Consider the following 22749-nt stretch of genomic DNA (forward strand, 5'->3'; position numbering starts at 1 on the left):
AACGATGACGCGATACCCGGGTGGTAGTGGTGAACGACAAACGGATGACATCAAAAAACCCAGCAAAATTATTCATATACGGCATGAGTTTAATTGTCTAACCTATTAATTATAGAAAAATTGGACCTCAATATTTTGCATCGCGGAACAGGCGAAAGAAGTTAGCCGACGTCGCAGCGCCAAGCAGCTCCGCGTCGATACCGCGGAGCTGCGCGATGAAACGTCCGACATGGCTGACGTACGCAGGTTCATTGGGCTTGCCTCGGTACGGCACAGGTGCCAGGTAAGGCGAGTCCGTTTCAATCAACAAGCGCTCGAGCGGCACTTTGCGAGCGACTTCTTGGATTTGCGTTGCGTTTTTGAATGTCACAATGCCCGACAGCGAAATGAAAAAATTCTGCTCGAGCGCCGCCTGCGCGATATCCCACGTTTCGGTGAAACAATGCATCACGCCGCCGACAGCGGCGGCGCCCTCTTCCTGCATGATCTGCAGCGTATCCTGTGCGGCGGCGCGCGTGTGGACGATCAATGGCTTGCCGGCAGCGCGCGCGGCCTGGATGTGCGTGCGAAACCGTTGCCGCTGCCATGCCATGTCGTCCAGCGTTCGGCCTTCGAGCCGGTAGTAATCCAACCCCGTTTCGCCCATCGCGACAACCTTCGGGTCTTGCGCGAGCGAAACTAATTCGGCAACGTCCGGCTCACGCGCGTGCTCGTGATCCGGATGCACACCCACTGACGCAAAGATATGCGGATGCGCATGGGCGATCGCCAGCACGGATGGGAACGTCTCGAGATCGACACTGACACACAGCGCATGGGTCACCGCATTGACGCGCATCTGCTCGAGCACGTCCGGTAGGCGCTGGGCCATTCCGTCGAAGTTGATGTGGCAATGTGAATCGATAAACATTGGTATCCCGCGGTGGCGCCACGCGGCGCGCTTTTGAAAACTGACTTTACGCGCCAGCGGTGGGCCGGCGCCCGACGATAACCACGTCGCGCCCGATGCCATCCAGCGTCGCGATCTGCGGCAACCGGCCCCAGTCATCGAAGCCGTAACGGCGGAACAAGCGCAGGCTGGGTTCATTGTGGCCGAAAATGAAGCCTAGCACCGTATGCACGCCCAGCGAGAACGCATACTCGAGCGCCGCAGCCAGCAATTGTGATCTAGGTCAGCAGTAACCTGTCTAGATGAAATCGTCAAATTATAAATCGCGACGATCGCCGGCAGATCGGCGCGTGTAGCGGCGCGATAGCGCGCTTGCGTCATGGGTTGCTCCCGAACAGGCTCCGATAATGGATAAACAGCTCCTCGAAAACCAGTCGGCCATTCAACGGATGCTGCTCCACGGCCCGCTGTTGCGTGATTCGCCTCAAGCACTGAGCGACCTGCAAAGGCGTGGCACCTCGTGCCACATGCTCGAGCGCGTGGCGGTGCGCTGGGAAGTAGCGTGGCTCACCGCTCGTCTGCATGGCCAGCACGTCATAGAGCCAGCGCTGCAGCCAGCCAAGCACCGACGGCACCGGTGCCTTCTGCAGGGCTTCGCCGCAGGCGAATGCGTCGCAAGCCGGGCCGGCCGCAAGTTGCTCGAGCGTGAAGCGCTTGAGCGGCGTATGCTCGTCGCGGGCAACGGCCAGCGCGGCCAATGGCGCGCCGCCGGCTTCCGCGAGCGCCCCCACCGGATCGTCAATGGCCTGGCCACGGAGCCAGTCCGAGGCACTCGCCGCGTCGGGCATCGCCAGCGGCCATTGCCTGCAGCGACTCACGATGGTCGGCAGCAAACGCTCCACGTTCGCGCTCACGAGCAGGAACACCACGCCGGACGGCGGCTCCTCCAGCGTCTTGAGCAGTGCGTTGGCTGCCGCCACGTTCAGTGCCTCGGCCGGGAACAGCACCACCACACGCCGGCCGCCACGGTGCGAGCCAATGCTGCAGAAATCGAGTAGCGCCCTGACCTGCTCGATTCTAATCTCCTTGCTTGGCGCCTTGGATTTCTTGCCGCCCACGCTTGCGCCACCGTCGTCGCCCGTACGCTCACCACTGGCATGCTTGCCGGTATCGCTGTCCGCTTGCAGCGGCGTGGCCTCAGCGGCGAGAGCCTCGGGGCAGACGAGCCTGAAATCCGGGTGGTTGCGTTGCAGGAACCAGTTGCATGCGGCGCACTGCCCGCACGCGCGTGCGTCATCACGAGGCTGCTCGCACAACAGGCTCTGCGCGAGTTCGCGAGCGAAATCCACCTTGCCGATGCCGGCCTGCCCGTACAGCAACAGCGCGTGAGGCCAATGTTCGCGCAGGGCCTGGATACGCGTCCAGTCGTCGTATTGCCATGGATACGGCATGTTTTATCGATTAAAGGGTGAGAAGAATGGCTTCGAGCTGTTCGCGCACTTCGGCGATCGAGCATGTTGCATCAACGATTGCAAACCGCGCCGGGGCCTGCGCAGTGCGGCGTAGATATTCGGCACGGGTGCGCGCGAAGAACGCGTCCGATTCGCTCTCGAACTTATCGGGTGCGCGAGCCCCGCCACGCCTTGCACTGGCAGTCTCGGTCGGCACATCGAACAGCACGGTGCGATCCGGTTGCAGCCCTGCCTGCACCCATTGCTCGAGTACCTGCAACTTGTCGATCGATAAGCCGCGCCCGCCGCCCTGGTAGGCGAATGTCGCATCCGTGAAGCGATCAGACAGCACCCAGTCGCCACGGGCAAGCGTCGGCTCGATCACCGCGGCGATATGCTCGCGACGCGCCGCGAACATCAGCAGTGCCTCCGTTTCCAGATGCATCGGCTGGCGCAGCAGGATTTCCCGCAGCGCCTCGCCCAGCGGCGTGCCACCCGGCTCGCGCGTGACGATGACACTTGCGCCCTGCCGTGCAGCACGCTCGGACAGCCGGTCGCAAAACCACGTCAGGTGAGTTGTCTTGCCAGCGCCGTCGATCCCTTCAAACGTGATGAACTTGCCGCGCGGCCGGGGCTCGTCGTGGCGGCTAGTCGCGATATCCGTCATGTCACTGCCCCCTGATGTACTTGTCGACGGCCTTATTGTGATCGCCGAGATTGTCGGAAAAATGACTGCTGCCGTCGCCGCGCGCGACGAAGTACAACGCGCTGCTGGCAGCCGGGTGCAGCGCGGCTTCCAGCGACGCGTTGCCAGGCAGCGCGATTGGCGTGGGCGGAAGCCCGCCGCGCCTATAGGTATTGTACGGCGTGTCGGTCTGCAAGTCCTGCTTGCGCAACCGACCAGCGTACGATGTGCCAAGCCCGTAGATCACGGTCGGATCGGTTTGCAATGGCATCGACAGACGCAACCGGTTGACGAATACCGCAGCCACCAGCGGCCGGTCTTGCGCGAAGCCCGTCTCCTTTTCGACGATCGAGGCCATTTTCAGCGCATCGTAGGGCGTCGCATAGGGCAGCCCCAGCGCGCGGCCCTCCCATGCCTGCTGCACCCGCAAATGCATCAACCGGTATGCGCGGCGGTAAATGTCCAGGTCGCTGGTGTTCTTATCGAACAGGTACGTATCTGGGAAGAACAGTCCCTCGGGCTCTTGTGCAGGCGCACCTTGCAGCGTCGGCATGCGGCGCACGGGCGGCGATGCCGGCGACGTGCCTGCCACATGTGGGTCGGTGGGTGCGACGTCGGCCAGGATTGCGCGCATCAATTGCGCGTCGCTGAGCGCGGCGGAATCATGACGCAACGCCGGGTGCGCGTTAATCTCGTCGCGCATGCGGCGAAACGTCCAGCCCTCGATGATCGTGACGACGTACTGGTTCACGTCGCCGCGTGCCACCTTCTGCAACACGCCGTATGGTGTGACCCCGGCCGAAAACGTGTAATTGCCGGATTTCAATTGCGAGGACAGGCCGAGCACGCGGGCCATCAACACGAACAAGCGCGGCTCGATGGGCACGCCGTCGCGGCGTAATTGGACAGCGACGCTGCGCAGGCTGCTGCGCGGCTTGATCGTGACATCGAGCGGCGAAGGCGTGATCTGAAGGGGCGTGCGAGCCCAATACCAAACGGCGCCACACGCCGCGACGACGGCGACTGTCGCAGCGGCCGCCGTGGCGAACAACACTTTCTTGAACAGGGACATGTGAAACAGGACTGAACAAGACTCAATATAACACAATGGAGCTATTGAGCCGTATCCTGCGACGGTAGGCGGATTCAGCGGCTATGTTTGTGTTTGTACCTTTGGCGCGCCTACAATGAACATGTAAAACATGGATTGGTACACGGTAGTCCCTCACCTATGGCACAGGGTTTCAACGACATACCAGTCGTTTCTTCCACTTCATCGATTTTACCGCCTCACGTCCAGTACGAATTACCAAGATCGATTTAGTGCCTTATCATAGGAAAGCACCCAATCTATACCATGCATTTTGCATTAATTCCATAATCTGCGAATCCCTAGCGCAACAATCTGCAGATCTGCTAGACATACAAGCATTGGCCAGGCGGCATGAGGCGAAAACTCACAGGTCAGCGCTCAGTGTATGCACTGTTCATAGTGGTTCATAGTGGCTTTACGGTCTGCAATTTTGTCCCGGCAAGTCGATTGAACCCAATGTTTCGCCGCATCAAAATCACTAAATATAAAATACTTGTTCCGACAGTTTCAGCGAAAAGCGCTGGTCTCGTCGTCCTCGACCAAGTACAACAAAATTTTTAACTGTTTATCTTTTGGGGCTTTGGACGCAGAATCAACATTTACCAGCACGGCAATAAATTTCAGCACTTCACTGTAATCTTGCTCAGTGTGAATCGGACGAATTTCTATCTTGTTACTCCCATTCCATCATTGCGACAAAAAATGCGACGCGCTGACGACCATAGACCGTCATGCATGATCGCAGCGCGCGAAACGCTACATCGCTTCGTGCTGACCTGCCCCCGGTTTTAGTACGAAGCGCAGGTAGAGTCCGTGGTTAAAAACTCTTTCTGCTCATGCCCCTGCGCAAATTGTGCCGGGGTCAGGTAGGCGAGCGAGCTGTGAGGCCGCTCGGTGTTGTACTCGATACGCCATGCCTCAATCAGCTGCCTGGCGTGGCACATCGAGACGAACCAATGCTCGTTCAGGCATTCATCGCGGAACCGCCCGTTGAAGCTCTCGATGTAGGCATTCTCCACTGGCTTGCCAGGCCGAATGAACGATAGCGTGACACCCGCTTCGTAGGCCCATGCATCCAGCACCTTACCAGCGAACTGCGGACCGTTGTCCACCGTGATGGACGCGGGCAAGCCTCGCATCTGCCTCAGCCGTTCAAGCACTTGCTTCACGCGCAAACCCGGCAACGAGGTGTCAACCTCAATGGCCAGACATTCGCGCGTGTAATCGTCGAGCACGTTCAAACATCGAAACCGCCGACTATAGGCTAGCCCCTCGGAAACCAAATCTATCGACCAACTTTGGTTCGGGCCCATTGGCGCCGGCAGTGGCTCGCGTTCGATAGCCGCAATGCGCTTGCCTTGCCGCTTGCGCACGCTCAGTCCCGCCTTGCTGTACAGCCGCCAGATGCGCTTATGGTTGACCAGCCAACCCTCCTGTTGCAGCAGCACGTGAAGCCGGCGATCGCCGTAGCGACGCTTCTGCGCGGCGATGGCCATCATCCGAGCAGTCAGCGCTTGGTCATCAACTCGGCGGCGTGATTCATATTGAAACAGCGAGCGCGAAATCCCTACCAGCCCGCAGGCCCGGGTGACACCCATGGCGCGTTCGGTCATCAATATATCCGGGCCGCTTCGCGCTTGGCCTGCGGGCTTGCTACTCTCGAGACAGCAGGTCCTTTAGCGCGGCGTTGTCGAGCATCGATTCGGCCAGCAGGCGCTTGGACTTGTTGTTCTCCTGCTCCAACTCCTTCAGGCGCTGCACTTCGCAGACCGTCATCCCACCAAACTTCGCCTTCCAGTTGTAGTAGGTCGCTTCCGAGATACCGTGCTTGCGGCATAGCTCTGCCGGCTTCAAGCCTGCCTCGGCTTCAACACGCCAATAATCTGTTCTTCGCTGAATCGCTTCTTCACGACCGCTCCTCTTCGAAACGGACTCTACATCGCCAGCGTACCAATCGCGGGGAGCAGGTCACTAGCTACTTGTTCGTTGCGTATTCGCGATAAATGCTCGAGTACCGTTGCACGTGTCTGCCCAGTGAAATGGTTACGGTCCATAAAAGCTGTAATTTCGTTGACTGCATCTTGCCCTTTTGAAGTCCTCAACACATAGCTTACCTCGCTAAATACCCTCAGCAGTTCCGCTGTGCTGCTGCCGTCAAGCAGGCTCAACGTGCGCTGCCACACTTGCTTTGAGAGCGCATCATCCAGCCTATGGGTACGCCCCAGCAGGCTAATTGCGACCTGCACGCGCTGTGCCGGCAGCACGCGCAGCAACGCCAGCTCCAGTAACTGAAGCTCGTGCGCGTGTTGCTCGCGCGGTAGCTCAGCCAACCCGACTGGAAGATAGCGCAGTGCGACTCCCAACTGCTCGTCCGAAAGCGATAGTGCCAGCTGTCGCATTTCTGTGTACCGCACTGCACGCGCTGCTTCAGGCAGCTCCTGTATAGCGGCGGCTAGCGCGCCGACCGATGCGCCTTGTTGTGAGGGGGGCAAAGATAGGGTCTGTTGCTGTAGTACTGCATAGGTTGAGAGAGCCTTGCTCCCGTCAGGGTCAACCCGATGGTCGGATCGCAGTCGTTTAGCCCATACAGGAATTAGCTCGGCTTTTTGAGAAATATTCAAGTATGGGAGCCGGCAGAGCAACATTTCATATTTTTCAAAGTACCGTGAAGGCGTCCATATAAAGACAAGTGCGTTGGCCAATTCAGGCCAAAAATTTTCTTGATCGGGTTGACGCCGTGCAGCTATTGCATACGCAAAATTAAATACTTTGGACCGCTCGCTAGCCATGATGTAAATCAATGAGGCAAGCATCCTTTTTTGTAGAATAAGGCCCTGTTTTGGAAGGCGGTCGGCCGCCGAAAACAGTTATTTAAACGCCTCGGCTTTTTGCACTCTGCATAGCCCCATTGATTGCGATCGTTGCCAAAGTGCTGCGAGAGGCTCGGCCCGTAGATCCGGTTCAGATTGAATACGCTCGACGTCATCGATTAACTGCTGTAGCGACGCGAGATCGGAGACGTGAGCTGCTTGCTGGTAGCAGCGCCAAGCCCATCGTCGCTCTTCCATTAAATAATAAGTGCGCTTGTCCACTAGTGAAAAGGCGGGGATATCGTCGAGCGATAAGTGGTCAGCAATCTGTAAAACGACTTCGGTCGGCAGCGCGGAGTAAGCTCTAAGCCTTTCTGCCGGTGTGTCAGATGCGGGGCTTACCGATTGTTTAATGCCTATAGGTGGCGCATCTGGAGCCTGCTGGTTGGCGCGCTTGTCCACCGCATAAATGACAGCTTGAGTGTTGTTTAAAGTGGCGTTTAAATCAAAGTCCATCGGCAAGCTCGGTAAGGAGTGAAGCGCACACAACGCGAAGCGATGCTGTACAGCAGGTTAGCCAAAAGCAAGAAAATTAGCATAGCGATAAGCAGCGATCGCTATTTTTGGCGCATGACGCAATGCCGACGAGCGAGGGCCGCTGCATCGTATGCTGGCAATATTTAGATAGATCCTATGTAACGTGAGACCAGCCCAAGCTTAAGTCGTAAGCTTAAGTGAATCAAGGCGAACGCAACGCAGGCTATCACGCGTACAGATCACTTAGCCGGAGTCGATGCTGAGAACGTAATACTGGCAACGTCACTCGAACTGGCGGGGCCCAATGGAAAATTGCGCTGCATGATGGATGCAGACAGAGTCCAGCGGTGCACACGGTAAGGGGAGCGCAAGCGGTCATGCGAGTGCAAGCCCTATTGGAGGTGATTGAGCGGTACAAGCAGAAATGGTCGCTGCCCCAAGAGGTGCGTGTGGTGGTCAGTTATGAGGCTGGGCAGGATGGATTTTGGATCTATAGAGCGCTGCGCTTGCGTGGCATGGAGTGCTATGTGATCGATGCGGCCAGTATCCCAGTGGAGCGGCACAGGCGCCGCGCCAAGACGGATCGGCTTGATGCGATCAAGCTGGTCACGAACCTGCGGGCATGGCTGCATGGCGAACGCGAGCGCATGCGCGTAGTGCGAGTGCCCTCGCTGCAAGATGAAGCTTCGCGCCAAATGTCTCACGTGCGCACAATCGGCTCGACCCCACTCTCACGAGCGTTGATATCGCTTGGCTAACATTCTAGGTATCTGCTTATGGATTTTTCCCTTGCACAAAACTCTTGACAACTTTCTGCTCATAGAAGTCCGCCCTGAACAATCCGGAGACGCCGATGCAGTAAGGCTCGGAGACCAGAATGGTGTTGTGTGATTTGCAAGAGGCAGGCATATTGGCGTGAATTTCCTGCAAATTTCGACGAGGGCTGAATGGGTCCGAAGACGTCGATGCTAGAGGGGGATTGGTTCCGCCAACCGCTGCGCGAGCAAATCGACTTGAAGCATCCATTGGTTCGCCTTGCCGAACTGATCGACGGTCTCTCATATGCGCTGGCGCACAGCCGGGTACGAAAACGTTCACACGTCTATAATGTGACGTGCTATTGGCAAGTACAGTGGGATACTTCCGTGGGGAAAGGCCATGGGCGTTCCAATTTGAGGCAATAAACGAAGAAACCCGGCATAAGGCCGGGTCCGGAAAACCTTGGGACTGACTCAATCGCAAAAGCGCCAACAGCATATCAATCCGTCCGTGCTTATCCCGCCGAGCGATGGTACGACGAGTCGTAGCGGCTGAAGCCCATGGCGGGACCTGTCCAGTCATGGTGGCTGCAGTGTGGTCGTGGCCTGGATCGTTGACGTAGTGTGATGGTTGTCCTGTCCATCAGTCTATGCCGAGTGAACGTGATTACCCTCCGCGCTTGCCGACTTAGGCAACGTGCCCCTCACATCGCTGAAACCAACGCACGTCTATCAATACCTCAATAATCGGACAGCAAAAGTCGCTGCCCGGCGCGAAGTCGCAGTGCTATCGCACGCGTACACGAAAGCCGTTGAGTAGCGCTACCTTGATCAGCACCCTTTCCCAAAGAGCGATTCACTGAACATGACCTGCGCGCGAAGTGCGCCAGCGATGCGCAGACATTCGAGCACGCCCGCCGGCTTGTTAGCGCATGCTGACGGCAAGGTTACAGCGCGGATTTATCGCCGCAAACCTAAGCGCGTCAGACCGCTGCGATAACCAATCTATGGCACATGGCCCGCTCTATGGCATAAGGCATCTCATTCGAAATGGCTGAAAGCCTTGCTGGACGGGCCATTCGCAAGCATCGCCAATATAGCCAGAAAGCATATAATACCTGCTTGCCTAAGCCAAAGTCAGAATTGACAACGCAGCTTGAACATGAACACATCCTCTAAGGCTACCGGGCCAGGTGATGGCGATGCCGGTCGTGACGCCGACGCGCTGGCGCGCGTGGACACTGACGCGTTCACCGCGCTTCACGCTGAACGAGGCGCTTATATGGTGCTCGACCAGTTCAGCGTGATAGACGTGCACGGTGACGACGCAGCCAGCTTCCTGCACGGCCAACTGACCAACGATATTCAAACGCTGGAAGCAGGCAGTGTGCGGCTAGCCGGCTTCTGCTCACCCAAGGGGCGGCTGCTCGCCACGCTGCTGGTCTGGCGTGCTGGCGACGCGGTGCGCATGCTGGTTTCCGCGGACCTGGCCGCGCCGCTTCAGAAGCGATTGTCGATGTTCGTGCTGCGCGCCAAGGCGCGGCTGACCAACACCACCGACGACCTTGCCGTGGTCGGCTTTGCCGGCGACGTGCGTGCCGCGCTATCGCAGTGCTTCGAGGCATTGCCCGACGGTGTACACGTAAAGATTGACACGGCCTGCGGGGAATTGATCCGCGTGCCGGATGCGAACGGCGTGCCACGTTTCCTGTGGGTCGGGCCGAGGGCTGCAGTCGAAGCGAAGCTTGCCGCACTGGATACGACGCATCGCGCGCGACGGGCCGACTCCGCACTGTGGGACTGGCTTGACATCCGCGCGGGCGAGCCGCGTGTGAATGCCGCGACGAGCGAGCAGTTCGTGCCGCAAATGATTAATTTCGAACTCGTCGGTGGCGTCAACTTTCGCAAGGGCTGCTATCCTGGGCAGGAAGTGGTCGCCCGCTCTCAGTATCGCGGCACGATCAAGCGCCGCACGGTGCTGGCGCACGCCACACAGGCGCACGCCGGCGTCGAGGTATTTCATTCGGAGGACCCTGGCCAACCGTGCGGGATGGTCGTCAATGCCGCCGCGGCCCCCGAGGGCGGTGTCGATTGCCTGGTCCAGCTCAAGCTTGGCGCACTCGATATCGGTTCGGTCCACGTCGGGTCCCCGCACGGCCCGACGCTGGCGTTCCTCCCCCTGCCGTACCCGTTGCCAGCGCAAATGCCTTGAGCGGCCTGTCGCAGCGGCAAACGGACTGCGGTCCATGTCAGGCGCCGTCGCGATGTGTCTGACCGTATTCCGATGTTCTTGATCGGTGCGGCGTGCGCGCCGTCTGACTACGTCAAGCAGGTTGCCGACTGCGCGGCGACCTATCATGGATTCAATCTGCTGATAGGCGACTGGACGCGCCGCGAGCTAATCTGGCTCAGCAATCGCGATCCCGGTCCGCCACGGCGGCTGGGTCCTGGATTGTACGGGCTGTCCAATGCACTACTGGATAGTCGGTGGCCCAAAGTCGAGCGCAAGAAAACCAACTTGCGTCGCTACCTGGACACGATCGCGCTGGTCGGCTTAGAGCACACGCCGGATTCAACGGGGGACCTCGTCGGGCGGGCGGCCGCGGACTCAATGCCACGCCGCTGATCGAGATAGTGCGCGACACGCGGTTGGCCACAGACAGCGAGTTGCCATCGACCGGCTTGTCGCTCGAACGGGAACGGGCACTGTCTGCCGCATTCATTGGCGTGCTTAGACCAGCTTGACCAGTTGCTTGCCGAAATTGCGGCCTTTGAGTAAGCCGATGAAGGCATCCACCGCGCTGTCCAGCCCTTCTGCGATGCTTTCGCGATAATGCAGGCGTTGGGCAGCCACCCATTCGCCAAGTTCGCGCAGTGCCTGCGGCCATACGTCGAGGTGCTCCGAGACGATGAAACCCTGCACGCACAGCCGCTGTGTGAGGATCAGCGCCGGATGTTTGAGCGGTGCGGGCTCGCCGTTGTAGCCCGCGATCATCCCGCATAGCGCGATGCGGCCGAATGGATTCATCCGCGCAAGCGTTGCGTCGAGCACTGCGCCGCCGACGTTTTCGAAGCAACCATCGACGCCATCCGGCGTCGCGCGTTGCAAGTCTTGGTACCAGTCAGCTGCCTTATAGTCGATGCAGGCATCAAAGCCTAATGTTTCGACGACGTAGCGGCACTTGTCCGCGCCTCCCGCGATGCCGACCGCACGTACGCCGCTCAGCTTGGCCAACTGGCCGACGACACTGCCGACCGCGCCGCTGGCCGCGCTAACCACTACTGTGTTGCCCGGCTGGGGCGCAATGATCCGGTTCAGCCCGTACCAGGCGGTGACGCCCGGCATGCCGACCGGGCCGAGATAGGCGGACAATGGCACGCGCGTGTCGTCGATCTTTTCCATGCCAGTGCCATCTGACGTGCCATATTCCTGCCACCCGAACTTTGCCAGCACCTTGTCACCGACGTGCCATTGCGGATGAGTCGATTCCACGACCTCGCCGACCGTGCCGCCGAGCATGACTTGGTCCAACGGCTGCGGCGGCGCGTACGATTTCGCGTCGCTCATGCGGCCGCGCATGTACGGATCGAGGGACAGGTAGTGATTGCACACGCGAACTTGGCCAGGTGCGAGAGGCTCCAGCGGGGTTTGCACGAGCCGGAAATTGTCGTGCGAAGGCTCTGCGGCCGGACGCGACACCAACCAAATCTGGCGATTCACCGCTGCTGGATTCGATGCATTCATGATCTCCGTCCTGGATGGTAAAAGTCAGTCGTGCGCCGGCGCCGGGTCGGCGTCCGACACAGTCGGTTGCGGTACCACCCGTTGGTGAGTGATCTCGCGACCCACGGCCAATGCGCTCAAGTACTTGAACGTGCCCAGCGCCTTGGCGACGAAGCGTCCGTCGCTATCGTGCACCTCGCCCTCACAATAAGCCATCGTCGCGGAGCGGTGCAGCACCCGCGCCCGGGCCCGAAGCTCGCCGCGTCCAGGTTGCATGAAGTTGGTCTTCATCTCGACGGTGACCACGCCCGCGCCGCTGCTCAACGAGCGCGCGGCCAGTGCCAGCCCCACGTCGAGCAGCGTCATTGTCACGCCGCCGTGCGCGACGTCCCATGTATTCAGGTGCAACGCCGTGAGCGGCAGTACCACCTCGCTGCGCCCGTGCGCCGCATGGACGAGCCGCACGCCCAGATGGTCGGCGAATGGACTGCTCAGCGCTTGCACCGCGGGCGGTGATGTGTCGTTTGCCACGGGCACGGCATCAGTCTTCATATCAGGCCTCATAGTCAATGCACTGCCGCGCGTCGCGCACACTCGCCACAAACGCCTTGATTTTCTCGTGCTCGGGATGGACCGCATAGGCCTCGAGCGCGGACTTGTCATCGAACTCGGACACGAGCACCACGTCATAGGTCGCCTCGAGCCCCGGCGTCGCGACGCCGACCTCGAAGCGGCGAATGCCGGGCACGATGTTCCGACAGCCCTCAAGCATCGCTTTCAGCCGGACTGCGTTTGTTGCGCGATCCGCACCTTCGGCTCGCTCCTTCAATTTCCACATGACAATATGTTTCAGCACCGCTACCTCCTTGACCGCTGATCCGACAATTAAGCTCACATCGCATCGTGACGCGGGGATCATCAAGACGCGGAGATGGGTCAGCAAGCCCGCCATTTTGCCTTTGATTGGCGATTCTGTCGCATATCGCCGTGCGACGGCCACGTGGTCTCCATCGTGCATTGGCGACCCGTCAATGCACTGGGACACGATCTTGACCTCGCCGAAATGCCGCGCGGCATGCGCGATCAACAACGAGACCCACAACGAACTATCCGCCGCCAGGGATCGGCAAGCCGGCGAGGGACGATTTACAATAGAGGCTGATACGACACCGGAGCGCTCATGGCGGTTTCCCAAAGCGACACCGTTGGTCACGAACAGCCGGCATTCGCGGGCGCAATCGATCCGAATCGGCCCGGCGCGTTCTCTCAGCTCGGCACGCAGTTCCTCACGCGGCAAAGCGCCGCGCCGTTGCCCGATCCGTATGTGGTCGCTGTTTCCACGGAACTCGCGCACGAACTCGGCTTGGGTGCCGCGGCACTGACCGATCCCGCGTTCGCTGACTACTTCTGCGGTAATCTGACGCGATACTTGGAGCACGCGGCGTTGCCCTTCGCCAGCGTGTATTCCGGCCACCAGTTCGGCGTCTGGGCTGGCCAACTCGGCGACGGACGCGCGTTAACGCTCGGCGAGACCGAGCATCGCGGACAGCGCCAGGAAATACAGATCAAGGGCGGTGGCCGGACCCCCTACTCACGCATGGGCGATGGTCGGGCGGTGCTGCGCTCGTCGATCCGCGAATTCCTGTGCTCGGAGGCGATGCACTGTCTCGGCATTCCGACCACGCGCGCGCTGTGCGTGATCGGCTCGGACGCACCAGTCTATCGCGAGACGGTGGAAACGGCGGCGGTCACGACGCGTGTCGCGCCGACATTCATTCGGTTTGGCCATTTCGAGCACTTCTATTCGACTGGACAAGCGGAGGCATTGCATCGGCTCGCAGACCATGTGATCGAGCGTGAATTCCCATCCTGCCGCGACGCGCAGGATCCGTATCTCGCTTTGTTGGCGGCCGTCTGCGAGCGCACGGCCGCGTTGATAGTGCATTGGCAGGCGGTGGGTTTCTGTCATGGCGTGATGAATACGGACAACATGTCGATCATTGGACTGACAATCGACTATGGGCCGTTCGGCTTCATCGACGGCTTCGACGCGAACCATATTTGCAACCATTCCGACACATCCGGACGATATGCGTACCAGCAACAGCCGCCCGTGGGCCACTGGAATCTGATTTGTCTGGCGCAGGCGCTCGTGCCGCTGATCGGCGCGCACCGGGGCACGGCCGGGGATGAGCGTGCGATCGCGGATGCACGCGATGCGCTGCAGGGGTACCAGGCTCACTTCGGCCCGGCACTGGAGGCACGTTTCCGTGCCAAGCTTGGACTGGCCACGGCCGAGCCGGACGATGTCGCGTTGATTAACCGTCTGTTGGCACTCATGCACGCGAACCACGCGGACTTCACGTTGACCTTCCGGCGCATGGCCGGTGTGTGCCGGCACGATGCTTCCGGAGATGCGCCCGTGCGAGACTTGTTCGTCGATCGCGCTGCGTTCGATGCGTGGGTGGCCGCTTATCGACAGCGGCTAAACAACGAGCCCGCAGACGACGCAACGCGTCGCGCGGCGATGAACCGCGTCAATCCCAAATACGTGCTACGCAACCATTTGGCTGAACAGGCGGTCCGCGCAGCGAACGAAAAGGACTTCACCGAAATTGCGCGGCTATTGCAAGTCTTGTCGCGTCCGTTTGACGAGCAACCCGAGTATGAGGCATACGCGGCGCTGCCGCCGGATTGGGCCGCCTCGCTTTCAGTGAGCTGTTCATCCTGAATGGCTGCCGCGTGATGCGTGTAACCGCCGCTGCGGCAGCCGCACCGGTGACGGCGGCGGCACGATCCGCGTGGTCGCCGCTGGCAAGCGTGTCCACGCTCCTTCATTAGCAGGAGGCATTCCATCATGGCTGATATCCCCCACCCTTCCCGCCCGGCACACCCGGCCGCGTCCGGCACGGCAGGCGAGCCGCTCGCCGCGGCGGCGCCACAGCATACAGTGCATAAGTCCGAGGCCGAGTGGCGCGAGCAACTCGCGCCGATGGCTTACGAAGTCACCCGCCGCGCGGCGACCGAGCGTGCGTTCACCGGCGAGTACTGGGATCACTGGGAACGCGGCGTCTATCATTGCATTTGCTGCGGCACGCCGCTGTTCGAATCGTCAACGAAATTCGATGCAGGCTGCGGGTGGCCCAGCTACTTCAAGCCGATCCATGGCAAAGTCATGACCGAGAAGACAGACCGCTCGCATGGCATGCTGCGCGTCGAGGTGCGCTGCAAGGTATGCGACGCGCACCTCGGGCACGTGTTCAACGATGGCCCCGCGCCCACCGGGCTGCGCTATTGCATCAACTCGGCTGCGTTACAATTCGAACCCAGTTAAACCGATGCCCATTTGCTACACCCGCCACCATGAAACTCTTGTTTGACCTGCTGCCGATCGCGCTTTTCTTTGTTGCCTTCAAAGTGTGGAACATCTATGTCGCGACCGGCGTAGCGATTGCCGCCGTGCTGGTGCAGGTCGCGTGGTCGGCGTTTCGCCATCGGCGCGTCGACCCGATGCTGTGGGTGAGCCTGGCCATCGTCGTCGTATTTGGTGGCGCGACTCTGGTGCTGCATAACGACACGTTCATCAAGTGGAAGCCGACCGTGCTGTACTGGGCATTCTCGCTGGCGATGCTCTTTTCGCAATTCGTGTTGCGCAAGAACCTGATCCAGAAGGCAATGAGCGCGCAAATCAAGCTGCCCTCACCGGTCTGGGACCAGCTCAACGTTGCCTGGGCGCTATTCTTCGCGGCACTGGGCATCGCCAACCTGTTCGTCGCGTACCGGTTCTCGACCGATACCTGGGTCGACTTTAAGCTATTCGGCACGACTGGCGCGATGCTTGTGTTCATCGTCGCGCAGAGTCTATGGCTCGCCCGGCACATGAAGGAAGAATAAACCGATGACCGATGATGCATTCCTGACCACCTCAGCCGAGCAGCGCATCGCGCTGATTCGCGAGCGCCTGGGCGCCGCCCTGTCGCCGCTTACGCTAAAGGTCCGCGACGACAGCGCACAGCATGCCGGACATGCCGGTGCGGCCGCTGGCGGCCACTATACGGTGACAATCGTTTCGGCCGCGTTCGACGGCCGTACCCGGGTAGCCCGGCACCGGCTGGTGTATGATGCGCTCTCTGATGCGATGCAGCGCGGCATCCATGCGCTGTCGATCCATGCATACACACCAGAAGAATTTCATTCGTCTCCCCGCTAGGATGTTCTGATGATCTTGAGAAAAGCCTGCTTATGGGCCGCGCTCGCAGGTTGCGTGGCGGCGCCCGCCTTTGCCCAAAACATTGCTGTGGTGAATGGCACACCGATACCCAAGGCGCACGCCGACGCGCTGGTCAAAGAGCTGACGCGCCAAGGGCAGCAGGATTCGCCGCAGTTGCAGGTGATGGTCCGCGAGGAACTGGTCAATCGCGAGTTGCTGATGGAGGAAGCGCTGCGGCGTGGCATCGCAAACCGGCCCGACGTGAAGGCGCAGATTGCGCTAGCCGACCAGAGCGTTGTGATCCGCGCGTTGATCGACGATTTCCTAAAGGACAACAAGCCGAGCGACGACGAAATCAAGGCGCGCTATGAGCAGTTGATCAAGCAGGCCGGTGGCGGTAGCGAGCTGCACTTACATCACATCCTGGTGCCGGACGAGCAGCAGGCGAAGGAGCTAATCGCCAAGATCAAGGCGGGTGCAAGTTTCGAGGACCTGGCGAAGCGATATTCGAAGGATCCTGGCTCAGCCAAGAACGGCGGAGACCTGGACTGGGCGAACCCGCAAAGCTATGTTCCCGAGTTTGCGGACGCAACGGGCAAACTGAAAAAGGGCGAAGTGACGTCAACGCCCGTTCATACACAGTTCGGCTGGCATATCATCCGGCTTGACGACTCACGTGCAATCCAGCCGCCGCCGCTGGAGCAAGTCAAGGCGCAGGTTGCGCAGCAGCTAACGCAGGAAAAGCTGCAGCAATTCAACGCCGGATTGCACAAGAACGCGAAGATCCAGTAATACGCGGATACGCGAACGCGCTCCGGTAATATGTAAAGGGCGCGCCGCTATGCCGCGCGGCGACGCGTCCTAACTTGCCAATGGCCGCCTGCTGGGCGGCCATTAGTCTATCCAAAGCCGCGACAAGCGGCCGACGCAACGCGTGCGCGGCCGCGCGCGATCAACCCACCCAGCGCCGCGCGTTGCGGTACAGCCGCAGCCACGGACTTGCCTCGCCCCACTCTTGCGGGTGCCAGCTCATTTGCACGGTCCGATGCACGCGCTCGGTGTGCGGCATCAGGACGGTGAAGCGGCCATCCGGCGTGGTCACCGACGTAATGCCCTGCGGCGAGCCGTTCGGATTGAATGGGTAGCGCTCGGTTGCCACGCCGCGATGGTCGATATAGCGCATCGCAACCTGCACGCTCGACAAATCTCCTTGTTGCGAAAAATCCGCATAGCCTTCGCCATGCGCCACAGCGACAGGCAGTCGGGAACCCTCGAGCCCGGCAAAGAAAATCGACGGCGATTTTTCGATCTGCACAAACGAAAAGCGTGCCTCGAACTTCTCGGAGCGGTTACGCACGAAGCGTGGCCATGCTTGCGCGCCGGGAATCATTGACGCGAGGCTGCTCATCATCTGGCAGCCATTGCAGATGCCGAGCGCAAACGTATCGGGGCGCGCAAAGAACGTGGCAAACATGTCCGTCAAGCGTGCATTGAAGCGAATCGTCTTCGCCCAGCCCTCGCCGGCGCCCAGCACGTCGCCGTACGAGAACCCGCCGCACGCTACCGCACCGGCAAATTGCGTGAGATCGGCGCGCCCCTCGATTAGGTCGCTCATATGCACGTCGTGCGCATCGAAGCCGGCACGGTCGAACGCGTAAGCGGTTTCCAGATGCGAGTTCACCCCTTGTTCGCGCAGGATGGCCACGCGTGGCCGCTTGCCGCTCGAGATGAACGGCGCCGCTACGTCCTCCTGCGGGTCGAACGTCAGGTGCGGCACGATGCCCGGATCTGACGCATCGCTCAACGCGTCATACTCGGCGTCCGCGCACGCGGGATTGTCGCGCAGCCGCGAAATGCGCCAGCTGACTTCGCTCCAGACCCGGTGCAACTCGGTGCGGGGCGCTTCGTAGATCTTCTTGGCGTCGCGATAAATCTCGATCACATCGCGCTCGTTCAGCTTGCCAATCACGTGGCTCGCGCCCGACAGGCCGAATTCGCGCAGCGTCGCCAGCACGCGATCGCGCTCGACGGCACGCACCTGCAGCACCGCGCCGAGCTCTTCGCAGAACAACGCGCGCAGCGTCAGGTCGTCGCGGCGTCCGGCTGTCTGGCGCGCCCAGTCCTTCGCGTCACCATAGTCGAACTCGTGCCCCTGCTCGAGCGTGAGCATATCCACGTTCAGCGACACGCCAACGTGGCCGGCAAAAGCCATCTCCGCCACCGTCGCAAACAGGCCACCATCGGAGCGGTCATGATACGCAAGCAGCTGGCCGTCTCGGTTGAGCGACTGAATCGCGTCGAAGAAACGCTTCAGGTCTTGTGCATCGTCCACGTCCGGCACACTGTCACCGACTTGCTGCGTGACCTGGGCGAGGATGCTGCCGCCGAGACGGTTGCGGCCGCGCCCCAGATCCACCAGGATCAGCACCGAGTCACCGACGTCGGCCACGCTACGCAACTGCGGCGTCAGGTGGCCGCGCACGTCCTCCACGGGCGCGAATGCGGAAACAATCAGCGATACCGGCGCGACGACCTCCTTGTGGACGCCGTCCTCGCGCCACTGCGTGCGCATCGACAATGAGTCTTTGCCGACCGGAATGTCAATGCCCAGCGCTGGACACAACTCCATACCAATCGCCTTAACGGTGTCGAACAATGCGGCGTCCTCGCCGGCACTGCCACATGCGGCCATCCAGTTCGCCGACAGCTTCAGGCGCTCCAGCGACGCGATTGGCGCGGCAGCGATGTTCGTGATCGCTTCACCGACAGCCATCCGTCCCGAGGCCGGCGCATCGATCACCGCGAGCGGCGCGCGTTCGGCCATCGTCATCGCTTCGCCACGGAAACCGGCATAGTCCATCGCGGTAATCGCGCAGTCGGCCACCGGCACCTGCCAAGGGCCGACCATCTGGTCACGCACGGACAGGCCGCCGACCGTGCGGTCGCCGATCGTGATGAGGAAGGACTTGCTTGCGACGCTCGGGTGCCTCAGTATCTGCGCGGCCACTTCTGACAAGTTCAGGCCGGTGACCTCCACCGGCGCGAACGAGCAATGTTCGCGCGTGACGTCGCGATGCATCCGCGGTGCCTTGCCGAGCAGCACGTCCATTGGCATGTTGACCGGCATGCGTGCTGGATCGGCGGTGTCGGCCACGGCATCGTCGATCAACTGCAACTGGCGTTCGTCGGTTGCAACGCCGACCACCGCCATCGGGCAGCGTTCACGCCGGCAGATCACCTCGAACGCGGGCAGATCATCGGCCGCGATCGCGAGCACGTACCGTTCCTGTGCCTCGTTCGACCAGATCTCGCGCGGCGACAACCCGCTCTCCTCGAGCGGCACGCGTCGCAATTCAAAGCGTGCTCCCTTGCCGGCGCCGTCGACGATCTCCGGAAACGCGTTGGACAAGCCGCCCGCGCCGACGTCGTGGATCGACAGGATCGGATTATCGTCCCCGCGTTGCCAGCACGCGTTGATGACTTCCTGCGCGCGGCGCTGGATCTCCGGGTTGCCGCGCTGCACCGAATCGAAATCGAGCTCGGCGGTGTTGGCGCCAGTGGCCATCGAGCTGGCTGCGCCGCCGCCCATGCCAATGCGCATGCCGGGACCGCCGATTTGCACCAGCAGCGCGCCGGCCGGCACATCGTGCTTGTGTGTATGCGCGTGTGAAATATTGCCAATGCCGCCGGCAATCATGATCGGCTTGTGGTAGCCGCGCACACGCCCGCCGACGTTCTGCTCGTAGACGCGGAAATAGCCGCCCAGATTGGGCCGGCCAAACTCATTGTTGAACGCGGCAGCGCCGATCGGCCCGTCGATCATGATCTGCAGCGGCGACGCAATGCGCTCGGGCCGGCCATAGCGGCCGACGACGTCATCGGGGCAGCGCTCGGCGAGCGGCTGTGCGGCGTCGCGCGCGTTTTCCCACGCCTCGATTGCCTCTGGCAACTCCAAATTGGACACCGAGAAGCCGCTCAGCCCGGCCTTGGGCCGGGCGCCGCGTCCGGTTGCGCCCTCATCGCGGATCTCGCCGCCGGCACCCGTCGCCGCTCCCGGGAACGGCGAAATCGCCGTCGGGTGATTATGTGTCTCCACCTTCATCAGCGTGTGTGTCAGCGCCTGCACTGGCGCATAGCGCTGCGTGTCACCGCTGGCGAACCAGCGCTGCGCGAGGCCGCCCTCCATCACTGCGGCGTTGTCCGAATATGCGACGATCGTGCGTTGGCCGCTGAGCCGGTGCGTGTTCTTGATCATCTGGAACAACGACATGTCTTGGGGCTGGCCGTCGATCGTCCACTGCGCGTTGAAAATCTTGTGCCGGCAATGCTCGCTGTTGGCTTGCGCGAACATCATCAACTCCACGTCCGTCGGGTTACGCGCGAGCTTCGTGAACGCCTCGACCAGATAGTCGATCTCGTCGTCGGCGAGCGCGAGTCCGAGTTCAGCGTTTGCCGCCACCAGCGCAGCTCGTCCCTGCCCGATTACATCCACCGACTGCAGCGGCTTGCCGGGCAGCGTATCGAATAGCTGGCGCGCCTCGTCATGAGTGGCCACCACGGTTTCGGTCATCCGGTCGTGCAACACTGCGGCGAGCTGAGCCCGAACCTCGCCGCTCAACGTCTTTTTCGTGCCGAGTAGCCCGGATAGGCCGCTTTTGAGCGTTACCGCGTACTCAATGCCGCGCTCAATGCGGTGCACGTTGTCCAGCCCGCAGTGCCGGGCGATCTCGGTGGCCTTCGACGCCCAGGGCGAAATCGTGCCGAGCCGCGGAATCACCAGGAAGGTTTCGCCGCCGTCATCGGCCGGCGCCGGCTCACCGTACTCGAGCAACGCGGTGAGCCGCGCCGTGTCGGCATCGCCGAGCCCAGCATGCGCATGAACGAAATGGACGTAGCGCGCACGCACGCCGGCCACGGCCGGTTCGATGGCCTGCAGTGTTTGCAAGAGGCGGTTCTGACGGAAATCGGACAGTGCCGAAGCGCCGGGGAAGCACGAGAAGTGAGCCATGGGGCGTTGCATCGAAGGTTGCTGATCGTCTTGTCGACCAAGGCACGTGCGCGGTATGCCGGGCGGCATGGCGCCACGCGCCGGGGAAACCGTAATTATACCGCGCCGCGCCCACCGGCCACGACAGCGATCGCGGCCGGCGGCGCCAATGCTATGATTGCGCCCCTTTTGCGTGCGGTGCGCCGGCTTTGCCGACCTGGCGGCGCAGATACAGAGTTGCGGGGTTAGGACGAAACAGAAATGAATGTGATCGTGATCGGCGGCGGTATCGCGGGCGTCGCAACTGCCTATCAGCTACATGCGCGCGGACACCGCGTCTGCGTGATCGAGCAGCACACGGGTGTCGCGCAGCAAGCCAGCTTCGGCGCTGGTGCACTGATGCTGCCCACGCCGCTCGATGTTTGGACTGGTCCGCAATGGATGCGCTCACGCGATCCGGCCAGCAGCGGCGTGCTGACCAAGACGAGCTGGTCTGCCCAACTGCGCCGCTTTCGCCGATACGTCAAGGTCGGCCGCGACCCAGTGCAGTTTGGCCAGCGTATGCAGGTGATGCACGCATTAAGCGAAGCCGCCCGCACCGTGTTGGCCGCGCTAAAGAAGGATCACGACGCCGATTTTGGCCAGCGCAGCGGCGTGTTGCACGTGTTCGGCAGCGCACGCGAGTTCGCCCATGCCGACGCCGCCCTGGCGGTGCTTGCCGAACACGATATCGCGCACGAAGTGCTAGACGCAGCGCAGTGCACGGCACGCGAGCCCGCGATACCGGAGTGTGCCGTCGAACGGGGCATATGGTTGCCACACGAGCGCAGCGGCAACTGTCCACTGCACGTCAAGCAACTCAAACAGGTACTCGACCCGTCTGTGCAATTCGAGTTCGGCCGGCGGGCCACCGGCATTCGCGTCGAGTCGGGGCGCGTCAGCGTCGAGCTGTGCCCTCGCGAGCCGGACGCCGCGAACCGCGGCGAGCGCGATACGATGAGCGCCGATGCGGTCGTCGTCGCCGCCGGTACCGGCAGCGCCGCGTTGCTGGAACAGCTCGCCCTCACGATGCCGGTACAGCCGGCGCGGATCCATGCGCTGACTGCGCCGATCGCCTACCCAGAACATGCTCCCCATGTTTCGGTCATCGACTCGACGCGCCGGATCACGATCACGCGACTCGGCGAGCGCCTGAGAATTGCCGGCGCGCCGCTGCTGCGCAGCGGGCGCCGCGCAGACGCCATGCCGCCGGCGGCCCTCACGGAACAAGCGATCTCGCTGCTCGGCCAGGCCGCGCAGCGGTGGATCCCGGGCGCCATGCGCATTTCCGCAGCGCTGAGTTGGAGCGACATGGTGCTGCTGTCGCCCGACGGGCTGCCGCTAGTCGGCGCGACGGCCCACCCGCAGGTGTTCGTCAATTGCGCGCACGGCCCTGCCGCCTGGGCGCTGTCGCATGGCTCTGCTACAGTGATAGCAGACCTCGTGTCGGGAAAACCGCCGGCTTTGCCGGCTGCGTCGCTAGCGGCGCTCTCGCCTGGGCGATTCGCCAGTTAGCGGCGCTGACGGCCAGTTCGGGCGCTCGCGCGGTGACGGCTGCCCCCGTTG

18 protein-coding genes and 3 pseudogenes are annotated in these 22749 nt (G+C 61.4%); 9 read left to right on the forward strand and 12 right to left on the reverse strand.

All coding sequences use genetic code 11. From position 1 onward, the window contains the following. Positions 1 to 127 precede the first annotated feature (127 nt). From IHE30_RS06340 to IHE30_RS06375, 8 genes and pseudogenes are all read right to left on the reverse strand, one after another. The gene (locus tag IHE30_RS06340; protein ID WP_337689550.1) at positions 128 to 910 is read right to left on the reverse strand and encodes a TatD family hydrolase; all 783 of its coding nucleotides are present in this window, start codon (positions 908 to 910) and stop codon (positions 128 to 130) included. Between the two features lie 46 nt (positions 911 to 956). Next, positions 957 to 1270: pseudogene (locus IHE30_RS06345) on the reverse strand (GNAT family N-acetyltransferase). Beyond that, the gene (locus IHE30_RS06350; protein WP_337689551.1) at positions 1267 to 2340 is read right to left on the reverse strand and encodes a DNA polymerase III subunit delta'; all 1074 of its coding nucleotides are present in this window, start codon (positions 2338 to 2340) and stop codon (positions 1267 to 1269) included. The pseudogene IHE30_RS06345 and the gene IHE30_RS06350 overlap by 4 nt, the downstream one beginning before the upstream one ends. A 10-nt stretch (positions 2341 to 2350) precedes the next feature. Beyond that, a complete protein-coding gene (tmk, locus tag IHE30_RS06355; protein WP_337689552.1) occupies positions 2351 to 3007 on the reverse strand; it encodes a dTMP kinase in 657 nt (218 codons plus the stop codon). Between the two features lies 1 nt (position 3008). Continuing rightward, a complete protein-coding gene (mltG, locus tag IHE30_RS06360) occupies positions 3009 to 4097 on the reverse strand; it encodes an endolytic transglycosylase MltG (protein ID WP_337689553.1) in 1089 nt (362 codons plus the stop codon). An 809-nt stretch (positions 4098 to 4906) separates the two neighbouring features. Then, positions 4907 to 6028 (reverse strand): annotated as a pseudogene (locus tag IHE30_RS06365) (IS3 family transposase). Between the two features lie 24 nt (positions 6029 to 6052). Then, positions 6053 to 6931 carry a hypothetical protein gene (locus IHE30_RS06370; protein WP_337689554.1) on the reverse strand — a complete coding sequence of 293 codons (879 nt, stop codon included), beginning with the start codon at positions 6929 to 6931 and terminating at the stop codon, positions 6053 to 6055. 54 nt (positions 6932 to 6985) lie between these two features. Continuing rightward, positions 6986 to 7444, reverse strand: a complete 459-nt coding sequence (locus tag IHE30_RS06375; protein ID WP_337689555.1) for an F-box protein — start codon at positions 7442 to 7444, stop codon at positions 6986 to 6988. Between the two features lie 246 nt (positions 7445 to 7690). Between IHE30_RS06375 and IHE30_RS06380 the strand changes: the two are divergent. The 3 genes and pseudogenes from IHE30_RS06380 to IHE30_RS06395 form a co-directional block, all read left to right on the forward strand. Continuing rightward, a pseudogene (locus IHE30_RS06380) lies at positions 7691 to 8163 on the forward strand (IS110 family transposase); the annotation flags it as partial. Positions 8164 to 9385: 1222 nt separating this feature from the next. Further along, positions 9386 to 10435, forward strand: a complete 1050-nt coding sequence (gene ygfZ, locus IHE30_RS06390) for a CAF17-like 4Fe-4S cluster assembly/insertion protein YgfZ (RefSeq protein ID WP_337689556.1) — start codon at positions 9386 to 9388, stop codon at positions 10433 to 10435. A 54-nt stretch (positions 10436 to 10489) separates the two neighbouring features. Then, on the forward strand, positions 10490 to 10849 hold the full coding sequence (locus IHE30_RS06395) for an NRDE family protein (protein ID WP_443193611.1): 360 nt from the start codon (positions 10490 to 10492) through the stop codon (positions 10847 to 10849). A gap of 105 nt (positions 10850 to 10954) precedes the next feature. Here the strand turns inward: IHE30_RS06395 and IHE30_RS06400 are convergent, their stop codons facing one another. Genes IHE30_RS06400 through IHE30_RS06410 form a run of 3 tightly spaced genes read right to left on the reverse strand, consistent with a single transcriptional unit; the run spans position 10955 to position 12803 of the window. Continuing rightward, a complete protein-coding gene (locus IHE30_RS06400; protein ID WP_337689557.1) occupies positions 10955 to 11968 on the reverse strand; it encodes an NADP-dependent oxidoreductase in 1014 nt (337 codons plus the stop codon). Positions 11969 to 11992: 24 nt separating this feature from the next. Beyond that, positions 11993 to 12499 (reverse strand): PaaI family thioesterase, encoded by a 507-nt coding sequence (locus IHE30_RS06405; RefSeq protein ID WP_337689558.1) that lies wholly within the window; start codon positions 12497 to 12499, stop codon positions 11993 to 11995. A gap of 1 nt (position 12500) precedes the next feature. Continuing rightward, complete coding sequence (locus IHE30_RS06410; protein WP_337689559.1) at positions 12501 to 12803, reverse strand: Dabb family protein; 303 nt, start codon at positions 12801 to 12803, stop codon at positions 12501 to 12503. A 324-nt stretch (positions 12804 to 13127) separates the two neighbouring features. Between IHE30_RS06410 and IHE30_RS06415 the strand changes: the two genes are divergently transcribed. The 5 genes from IHE30_RS06415 to IHE30_RS06435 all read left to right on the forward strand — a co-directional run bounded on the left by IHE30_RS06415 (position 13128) and on the right by IHE30_RS06435 (position 16949). Continuing rightward, positions 13128 to 14678, forward strand: coding sequence for a protein adenylyltransferase SelO (locus IHE30_RS06415; RefSeq protein ID WP_337689560.1), 1551 nt, complete (start codon positions 13128 to 13130; stop codon positions 14676 to 14678). 261 nt (positions 14679 to 14939) lie between these two features. Continuing rightward, on the forward strand, positions 14940 to 15281 hold the full coding sequence (msrB, locus tag IHE30_RS06420) for a peptide-methionine (R)-S-oxide reductase MsrB (protein ID WP_337689623.1): 342 nt from the start codon (positions 14940 to 14942) through the stop codon (positions 15279 to 15281). A 29-nt stretch (positions 15282 to 15310) separates the two neighbouring features. Continuing rightward, a complete protein-coding gene (locus tag IHE30_RS06425) occupies positions 15311 to 15841 on the forward strand; it encodes a septation protein A (protein ID WP_337689561.1) in 531 nt (176 codons plus the stop codon). Positions 15842 to 15845: 4 nt separating this feature from the next. Further along, a complete protein-coding gene (locus IHE30_RS06430) occupies positions 15846 to 16157 on the forward strand; it encodes a BolA family protein (protein WP_337689562.1) in 312 nt (103 codons plus the stop codon). Positions 16158 to 16166: 9 nt separating this feature from the next. Next, entirely contained in the window at positions 16167 to 16949 is a 783-nt protein-coding gene (locus IHE30_RS06435) for a peptidylprolyl isomerase (protein WP_337689563.1), read from the forward strand. Between the two features lie 160 nt (positions 16950 to 17109). Here IHE30_RS06435 and purL read toward each other — a convergent pair whose 3' ends face one another. After that, positions 17110 to 21165, reverse strand: coding sequence for a phosphoribosylformylglycinamidine synthase (gene purL / locus IHE30_RS06440; protein WP_337689564.1), 4056 nt, complete (start codon positions 21163 to 21165; stop codon positions 17110 to 17112). A 240-nt stretch (positions 21166 to 21405) separates the two neighbouring features. Here purL and IHE30_RS06445 point away from each other — a divergent pair, with 240 nt between their 5' ends. Beyond that, on the forward strand, positions 21406 to 22698 hold the full coding sequence (locus IHE30_RS06445; protein WP_337689565.1) for an FAD-dependent oxidoreductase: 1293 nt from the start codon (positions 21406 to 21408) through the stop codon (positions 22696 to 22698). The last annotated feature ends 51 nt before the right edge of the window (positions 22699 to 22749 follow it).

Source organism: Mycetohabitans sp. B46 (genome assembly GCF_037389205.1).
Taxonomy (GTDB): domain Bacteria; phylum Pseudomonadota; class Gammaproteobacteria; order Burkholderiales; family Burkholderiaceae; genus Mycetohabitans.

Coding starts and splice junctions, on each gene's coding strand:
- purL (WP_337689564.1), bottom strand. CDS start 21,165: ATGGCTCACTTCTCGTGCTTCCCCGGCGCTTCGGCACTGTCCGATTTC.
- IHE30_RS06350 (WP_337689551.1), bottom strand. CDS start 2,340: ATGCCGTATCCATGGCAATACGACGACTGGACGCGTATCCAGGCCCTG.
- IHE30_RS06370 (WP_337689554.1), bottom strand. CDS start 6,931: ATGCTTGCCTCATTGATTTACATCATGGCTAGCGAGCGGTCCAAAGTA.
- IHE30_RS06400 (WP_337689557.1), bottom strand. CDS start 11,968: ATGAATGCATCGAATCCAGCAGCGGTGAATCGCCAGATTTGGTTGGTG.
- IHE30_RS06405 (WP_337689558.1), bottom strand. CDS start 12,499: ATGAAGACTGATGCCGTGCCCGTGGCAAACGACACATCACCGCCCGCG.
- ygfZ (WP_337689556.1), top strand. CDS start 9,386: ATGAACACATCCTCTAAGGCTACCGGGCCAGGTGATGGCGATGCCGGT.
- IHE30_RS06445 (WP_337689565.1), top strand. CDS start 21,406: ATGAATGTGATCGTGATCGGCGGCGGTATCGCGGGCGTCGCAACTGCC.
- IHE30_RS06425 (WP_337689561.1), top strand. CDS start 15,311: ATGAAACTCTTGTTTGACCTGCTGCCGATCGCGCTTTTCTTTGTTGCC.
- msrB (WP_337689623.1), top strand. CDS start 14,940: ATGGCTTACGAAGTCACCCGCCGCGCGGCGACCGAGCGTGCGTTCACC.
- IHE30_RS06435 (WP_337689563.1), top strand. CDS start 16,167: ATGATCTTGAGAAAAGCCTGCTTATGGGCCGCGCTCGCAGGTTGCGTG.
- IHE30_RS06415 (WP_337689560.1), top strand. CDS start 13,128: ATGGCGGTTTCCCAAAGCGACACCGTTGGTCACGAACAGCCGGCATTC.
- IHE30_RS06340 (WP_337689550.1), bottom strand. CDS start 910: ATGTTTATCGATTCACATTGCCACATCAACTTCGACGGAATGGCCCAG.
- IHE30_RS06430 (WP_337689562.1), top strand. CDS start 15,846: ATGACCGATGATGCATTCCTGACCACCTCAGCCGAGCAGCGCATCGCG.
- IHE30_RS06375 (WP_337689555.1), bottom strand. CDS start 7,444: ATGGACTTTGATTTAAACGCCACTTTAAACAACACTCAAGCTGTCATT.
- mltG (WP_337689553.1), bottom strand. CDS start 4,097: ATGTCCCTGTTCAAGAAAGTGTTGTTCGCCACGGCGGCCGCTGCGACA.
- tmk (WP_337689552.1), bottom strand. CDS start 3,007: ATGACGGATATCGCGACTAGCCGCCACGACGAGCCCCGGCCGCGCGGC.